Origin of the sequence: Tepidimonas thermarum, from assembly GCF_007556705.1 — a bacterium.
Taxonomy (GTDB): domain Bacteria; phylum Pseudomonadota; class Gammaproteobacteria; order Burkholderiales; family Burkholderiaceae_C; genus Tepidimonas; species Tepidimonas thermarum.
Genome location: NZ_VJOL01000071.1, coordinates 1 through 7,194 on the forward strand (window position 1 = coordinate 1; position 7,194 = coordinate 7,194).

Genomic DNA, 7,194 nt, shown 5'->3' on the forward strand with positions numbered 1-7,194 from the left:
TAGTCGGAAAAGCTGGTCTGCATCATCGCTGCTACTGCCCCCAAGCCGTACCAGGGATTGTTCCACATCCTGCGGCGCTCAGGCTTCCCGCGCAGGGGGCGGGAGGGGAATAAATCAGTGTTTCCCTTCTTCATCATATTCCATGTTGTCGTAAGCATCGATGTCGATGTACCCATGGAGTGAGATTGTGATCGTGCCGCCACCGCCGTCGTTGATTCCGTAGCCTTGGTGCAACGCTTCAGTGAGCGCCACGCCAAGCTGTTCAACGGCTTCGCGCGGGGGCAGCGTCTCGGTTTGCGTGAGGTCTTGTTCGTTGACCGCCATCGTGGCGGTTGTCTCTTGGGGTTAGCGTTTGGGGGTGGTGCGGCGCGTCGCGGGGCGAGCGGACGCGCGCGCAGGGGTGCGGCGCGCGCCGGCGCGGGCGCCCTCGCGCGGCTCGAACGCGAAGTTGACCTTGCCGGCTTCGGCGTCCCACACCAGCTGCGCCTTGAAGGGGCGGCGCGTGCGGTTGGACACGAAGCCCTCCAGCCAGTCGGTTTTGCCGCTGGCCAGCAGCTTGGCCATTTGTTCGGGCGCGATGGGCTGCTGCAGGATGGTGGTGGCGCTCTTGAAGTCGCACGTCGGCGTGGGCTGCTGCGGCGTGGGCACGGCGCGGCTGCACACGTAGTGGCTGCCGTGCTCGACCACGGGGCTGCCGCACTTGGGGCAGGGGCCCAGGGATGCGCGGTCGCTGAGGTCCACCGGTGCGCCGTCGTCGCCCTGGTCGTCGTCGCCAAAGTCGAATTCCAGCTTCCACTGCCCGTCCGCATCGGGCGCCACGGTCAGCTCGGCGCTAAACGGCCAGCCGGCTTTGGAGCGGAAGCCTTCCAGCGGGCCGATGCGGTGCGTGCGCAGCAGGGTTTCGACCTCCTCCAGCTCGAACACGCGCCCGCCCGGCGCCTTGGGCAGGGAAAAGCCACAGCCCGGCCCGGCGCCGTGGGGCCCCGTGCAGGCGTAGCGGCGGTAGTTTTCCTTGACCACCCCGCCGCACTGCGGGCACGGGGTGTGCAGGGTGGCGTAGTCGCCCGGCACGGTGTCGCGATCGTATTCCTTGGCCTTGCGCACGATGCGCTCGGTCATGGCGGCGATGTCGCGCATGAAGGCCTCGCGGCTGAGCTGGCCGCGCTCCATGAGCGAGAGCTTGTGCTCCCACTCGCCGGTCAGCTCGGGGCGGGAGAGCTCCTCCACGCCCAGCCCGCGCAGCAGGGTCATGAGCTGGAACGCCTTGGCCGTGGGGATGAGTTCGCGCCCCTCGCGCACCAGGTATTTTTCGCCGATCAGCCCTTCGATGATGGCCGCGCGCGTGGCCGGCGTGCCCAGGCCCTTGTCGGCCATGGCGCTGCGCAGCTCCTCGTCCTCCACCATCTTGCCCGCGCCTTCCATCGCGGCCAGCAGCGTGGCTTCGTTGTAGCGCGCGGGCGGGCGGGTTTGCTTGCCCTCGGCACGCGCGTCCTGCGTCAGCACGCGCTCATCGGGCTGCACCGGCACCAGGCTTTGGCCTTTGTCGCCGGGGCGCGCGCCGTCCACGTCCTCGGCGGCTTCCTTGCCATAGACGGCCATCCAGCCGGGTTTGACGAGCACCTTGCCTTCGGTTTTGAAGTGGTGCGTGGCGCCGGCCACGGGCACCTCGGTGATGCGCGTGGTGACCCAAAACTCCGCCGGGGGGTAGAAGACGGCGATGAAGCGGCGCACCACCAGGTCGTAGAGCTTTTGCTCGGCCTCGCTCAGGCCATGCGGGACCTGCGGCGTGGGGATGATGGCAAAGTGGTCGCTGACCTTGGCGTTGTCGAAGACGCGCTTGGTGGGGCGCACATAGCTTTGCTCGAGCGCGACGCGGGCGTGCGGCGCCAGGTGGTGCAACGGGCTGTCGGCCAGCACCTGCAGGGTTTGGCGGACCGTGCCCAGGTAGTCCTCGGGCAGGGCGCGCGAATCGGTCCGGGGGTAGGTCAGGACCTTGTGTTTTTCGTACAGGCTTTGCGCCAGGGCCAGCGTGGTCTTGGCCGAAAAGCCAAAGCGGCCGTTGGCCTCGCGCTGCAGGCTGGTCAGGTCGTAGAGCAGCCCGCAGGCCTGCGTGGTGGGGTTGGACTCTTCGCGCACCCGCGCCGGCTGGCCGCGCACGGCCTCGACGATGGCGCGTGCCTCGGCCTCGGACCACAGACGCTCGGGCTTGCGCTCGGGGTCGGCGGCGTCGCCCTGCGGCTTGCGAAACGCGGGGTCGAACCAGCGCCCGGGGTAGGTGCCGGCCTGCGCCGCGAAGGTGGCGTGCACTTCCCAGTAGTCGCGCGGCCGGAAGGCGCGGATTTGCTCCTCGCGCTCCACCACGATGGCCAGTGTGGGCGTCTGCACGCGCCCGACGGTGGTCAGGAAAAAGCCCCCATCGCGCGAGTTGAACGCGGTCATCGCGCGCGTGCCGTTGATGCCGACCAGCCAATCGGCCTCGGAGCGGCTGCGCGCCGCATCGGCCAGTGGGCGCATCTGCTCGTCGCTGCGCAGCTGCTCGAAGCCTTCGCGGATCGCCTGCGGCGTCATCGACTGCAGCCACAGGCGCTGCACGGGTTTGCCCAGCGGCTTGGGGTGCCCGGCTTTGTCGGTGCCGCCGGCGTACTGCTCGATGAGGCGAAAGATCAGCTCGCCCTCGCGCCCGGCGTCGCAGGCGTTGACCAGCGTGCCCACGTCCTTGCGCCGCGCCAGCTTGACGATGGCGTTGAGGCGCGCCTTGGTTTTGTCGATGGGCTTGAGCTCGAAGTGCGGTGGGATCACCGGCAGGTGGGCAAAGCTCCATTTGCCGCGCTTGACGTCGTAGGCCTCGGGCGCGGCGATCTCGACCAGGTGACCCACGGCGGAGGTGACGATGTAGCGCTCGTTTTCGTAGTACTCGTCGTGTTTGTCGAACTTGCCGCTGACGGGCGTGAGCGCGCGCACGATGTCGAGCGCCACCGACGGCTTTTCGGCGATGACCAGGGTTTTGGGGGCGGGTTGCCCCGTGGCGGAACCAGCGGTATTCATCTCTACAATGCTCCGAGCGCGCTGCAACGCGTCGCGGACGGGCCCAGCGCCCCTCCCTCGCGCGCGCACGCGCGCTCACACAACTACCTTAGCAAACTTTTGCCACTTGCCACGCGCGGGCCGGGCCCGCGTGTCACGCCGCCGACCGATGCCCATCGTGCCCGATCCTGCCCCGAGCGCCGACGCCAGCGCCGCGCTGGCGCGGCTGCACGCCGGCGCCGAGGCGCTGTGGCAGGCGATCGGCCCGGCCTGGCCGGACCTGTCGGTGGAGGTGGTGCCGGCGATCGACTCCACCAACGCCGAGCTGATGCGCCGCGCGCGCGCCGGCCGCACCGAGCCGGTGGTGCTGGCCGCGCTGCAACAGCACGCGGGCCGCGGGCGGCTGGGGCGGCCGTGGGTGACCGTGCCGGGCGCGTCGCTGGCGCTGTCGATCGGCTGCCGGCTGGCGCCCGCCGACTGGTCGGGCCTGTCGTTGGCGGTGGGGCTGGCGGCGGCGCAGGCGCTCGATCCGGCCGTGCGGCTGAAGTGGCCCAACGACCTGTGGTGGGAGGGCCGCAAGCTCGGCGGCATCCTGATCGAAACCGCCAGCGCCGGGACCGCGGCCGAGCGCGCACGCTACTGTGTGATCGGCCTTGGCGTCAATCTGGCCACGCCCGCCCTGCCCGCCGACGCGCCGCCCGATGCGGTGGCGCCCACCGGCCTGGACAAGCTGGCGCGTGCCCAGGGACGCCAACCGTGGGACCTTGGAGACGCACTGGCGGCGCTGGGGACGGCGGTGCTGCGGGCCTTGCCGGCGTTCGAGCGCGCCGGGTTTGCGCCGCTGGTGGCCCAGTACGACGCGCGCGACGCGCTGCGCGGCCGCCCGGTGCGCCTGAGCGACGGCAGCGAGGGCGTCGCCGATGGGGTGGACCCCGACGGGGCGCTGCGGCTGCGCACGGCCAGCGGCTGGCGCGCCGTGCGCCAGGGTGAGGTGAGCGTGCGGCCATGCTGAGGGGACTCGTCATCGTGCTGCTGCTGGCCAATGCGCTGCTGTGGGCGTGGCGGCAAGGCTGGCTGGGCGACGCGGGGCTGGGGGCGGCGCCATCGGGGCGCGAGCCCGAGCGCCTGGCGCAGCAGGTCGAGCCGCACCGGCTGCGCCTGCTCAACCCGCCCGGTGCGGCGCCAGCGCCCCCGGACGTGGCTGCGGCGCCGGCCACGGCAGCGCCCGAGGCGCCAGCGAACGACACGCCGTCGGCGCCGGCCGACGCGGCAGCAGGCCCGTCCGCGCTGCCGGCCGAGCCACGGCGCTGCTGGCAGCTCAGCGCGCTGCCCGCCGCCCAGGCCGAGGCCCTGCGGCGCAGCGCCGACACCGATTCCGCGCTGCGGGGCCGTGTGACCGAAATCGCGGCCACGCTGGCGCCGCGCTGGATCGTGTACCTGGGCAAATTTCCGAGTGCCGAGGCCTTGCAACGGCGCCGGGCGGAACTTCGCCAGGCCGGCATCGACCAGCGCGAGGTGAACGTGGCCGCGCTCAGCCCCGGGCTGGCGCTGGGCACCTACTCCACCGAGGAGGCCGCCCGCAAGGCGCTGCAGGACGTGCAGCGGCAGGGGGTGCGCGACGCCCGCGTGGTGCAGGAGCGCGCCGAGACGCGGCTGCTGACCCTGCGCTGGCCCGACCTGACGGCGGCCGAATACAGCCGCCTGCAGGCCGCGCTGGGGGCCGCCGCCAAAGGCCTGCAGGCCTGCCCGTGACGGGCAGGCGGCGTGGCGTCAGGCGCGCGCGACCACGCGCGCCATCTCCAGGCACTTGGCGGCGTAGCCCCACTCGTTGTCGTACCAGGCCACCACTTTGATGAAGGTGTCGTCCAGCGCCATGCCCGCCTTGGCGTCGAAGACGCTGATGCAGCTCTCGCCGCGGAAGTCGGTGGAGACCACCATGTCCTCGGTGTAGCCCAGCACGCCGGCCATGCCGCCGTCGGCCACCGGGCGCTCGCTCATGGCGCGCATTTCGGCGCAGATGTCGGCGTAGCTGGCCGGGCGCTCGAGCTCGCAGGTCAGATCGACCACCGACACGTCGCTCGTCGGCACGCGGAAGGACATGCCGGTGAGCTTTTTGTTGAGCGCCGGAATGACCTTGCCCACCGCCTTGGCCGCGCCGGTGCTGCTGGGGATGATGTTGTCCAGGATGCCGCGCCCACCGCGCCAGTCCTTGCGCGAGGAGCCATCGACCGTTTTCTGGCTGGCCGTGGTGGCGTGCACGGTGGTCATGAGGCCGCGCCGGATGCCCCAGCGGTCGTGCAGCACCTTGGCCACGGGCGCCAGGCAGTTGGTGGTGCAGCTGGCGTTGCTGATCACCGCCTCGCCCGCATACTGGTCGTGGTTGACGCCATAGACGAACATCGGCGTGTTGTCCTTGGACGGTGCCGAGATGACCACCTTGCGCGCGCCGGCTTCCAGGTGCACCTCGCAGCTTTCGGCGGTGAGGAATTTGCCGGTGCACTCCAGCACCACGTCCACGCCCATCTCGCCCCAGCGCAACTGCGGGTCGTCGCGCTCGTGGCTCAAGGCGATGCGCCGGCCGTTGACGATGAGGGCGTCGCCGTCGTGCGTGGCGGTGCCGCGAAAGCGCCCGTGCACGCTGTCGTAGCGCAGCATGTAGGCCAGGTAGTCCGGGGCTTTCGGGTCGTTGATGCCAACGATCTCGATGTCGTCAAAGCCCTCTTGCAGCGCCGCGCGCAGCGCCAGTCGTCCGATGCGGCCAAAGCCGTTGATGCCAACACGAATGGTCATGTGTGATCCCCTGGGATGAAGTCAATCCGAACGATGCCGATGACGAAACCGGTACGTAACCGCTGCGCGGGCAAGGGGCCGACGGCGCGACCGCGTGGGCACGCGCCGTGGCGTGCCTCAGGCGGTGCGCTGCAACACCGCGCGCACGGTGGCGGCGACGTTGTCGGCGCTAAAGCCAAACAGCTCGAACAGCTGCGCGGCGGGGGCCGATTCGCCGAAGCGGTCCAGCCCGACGACGGCGGCGCAGCCGTATTTCCACCAAAAATCGCTGCAGCCGGCTTCGACGGCGATGCGCGGCAGCGCCGGCGGCAGCACGGCCAGCCGGTAGTCGAGCGGCTGGCGGTCGAACACGGTGGTGCTGGGCATGGACACGACGCGCGTGGGCACGCCCTCGGCGGCGAGCCGCGCTTGCGCCTGCAGCGCCAGCGCCACTTCGGAGCCGGTGGCGATGATCACCGCCTTGGCCTTTTGGCCGGGTTTGAAGCCGGCGGCCTCGGGCTCGGCCAGCACATAGCCGCCGCGCGCGATCGCCTCCAGCCCGCTGGCCTGCGGTGCCCGTGCCGAGGGTGGCTTGGGGGCGTAGGGCAGGTTTTGGCGGCTCAGCAGCAGCGCCGTCGGGCGCTCGCGCTGGCGCAGCGCCTCGCCCCAGGCGACCGCGGTCTCCGCCGTATCGGCCGGGCGCCAGACATCCAGGTTGGGGATCAGGCGCAGGCTGGCGGCGTGCTCGACAGGCTGGTGCGTGGGGCCGTCCTCGCCCAGGCCGATGGAGTCGTGCGTGAAGACGTGGATGACGCGCTGCTTCATGAGCGCGGCCATGCGGATGGCGTTGCGGCTGTAGTCGCTGAAGGTCAGGAAGGTGCCGCCGTAGGGGATGTAGCCGCCGTGCAGGGCGATGCCGTTCATGATCGCGGCCATGCCAAACTCGCGCACGCCGTAGTGGATGTGGCGGCCCGGGCGGCCCTGTGCGTCGCGTACGGGCTGGCCATCGGCACCCATGCGCAGCGCGGGGGTGGCCGCGGTCTGTGTGAGGTTGGAGCCGGTCAGATCGGCCGAGCCGCCCAGCAGCTCCGGCAGCGCGGCGGTCAGCGCCTCCAGCGCGAGCTGGCTGGCCTTGCGCGTGGCCACGGTCTGCGCCTGCGCATGCTGTTGGGCGATGAGGTCCGCCAGACGCGCCTCGAAGTCGGCGGGCAGCTCCCCGCGCATGCGGCGCTCGAACTCCGCCGCCAGCGCCGGGTGCTCGGCGGCGTACGCCGCAAAGCGCCGCTGCCAGGCGGCCTCGGCGGCGGCGCCGTGGGCGCGCGCGTCCCAGGCGGCGTAGAGCTCGGCCGGGATCTCGAACGGCGGGTACGGCCAATCCAGCGCCTGCCGCGTCGCGGCCAC

General features: G+C 71.3%; 6 protein-coding genes. 2 read left to right on the forward strand and 4 right to left on the reverse strand.

What is annotated here, in order from left to right; all coding sequences use genetic code 11:
* Positions 1-114: 114 nt before the first annotated feature.
* Both Tther_RS12270 and Tther_RS12275 read right to left on the reverse strand, forming a co-directional pair.
* The gene (locus tag Tther_RS12270) at positions 115-324 is read right to left on the reverse strand and encodes a hypothetical protein (protein ID WP_143904285.1); all 210 of its coding nucleotides are present in this window, start codon (positions 322-324) and stop codon (positions 115-117) included.
* 21 nt (positions 325-345) lie between these two features.
* Positions 346-3,045 carry a DNA topoisomerase III gene (locus Tther_RS12275; RefSeq protein ID WP_143904287.1) on the reverse strand — a complete coding sequence of 900 codons (2,700 nt, stop codon included), beginning with the start codon at positions 3,043-3,045 and terminating at the stop codon, positions 346-348.
* A gap of 148 nt (positions 3,046-3,193) precedes the next feature.
* Between Tther_RS12275 and Tther_RS12280 the strand changes: the two genes are divergently transcribed.
* Entirely contained in the window at positions 3,194-4,036 is an 843-nt protein-coding gene (locus Tther_RS12280; RefSeq protein ID WP_143904289.1) for a biotin--[acetyl-CoA-carboxylase] ligase, read from the forward strand.
* Complete coding sequence (locus tag Tther_RS12285) at positions 4,030-4,776, forward strand: SPOR domain-containing protein (protein WP_143904291.1); 747 nt, start codon at positions 4,030-4,032, stop codon at positions 4,774-4,776. Before Tther_RS12280 ends, Tther_RS12285 begins: the two co-directional genes overlap by 7 nt.
* A gap of 18 nt (positions 4,777-4,794) precedes the next feature.
* Here Tther_RS12285 and gap read toward each other — a convergent pair whose 3' ends face one another.
* Positions 4,795-5,814, reverse strand: coding sequence for a type I glyceraldehyde-3-phosphate dehydrogenase (gene gap / locus Tther_RS12290; protein WP_143904294.1), 1,020 nt, complete (start codon positions 5,812-5,814; stop codon positions 4,795-4,797).
* Between the two features lie 117 nt (positions 5,815-5,931).
* Positions 5,932-7,194 (reverse strand): transketolase-like TK C-terminal-containing protein (locus tag Tther_RS12295; RefSeq protein ID WP_281280189.1); only part of this gene is annotated, 1,263 nt, incomplete at its 5' end.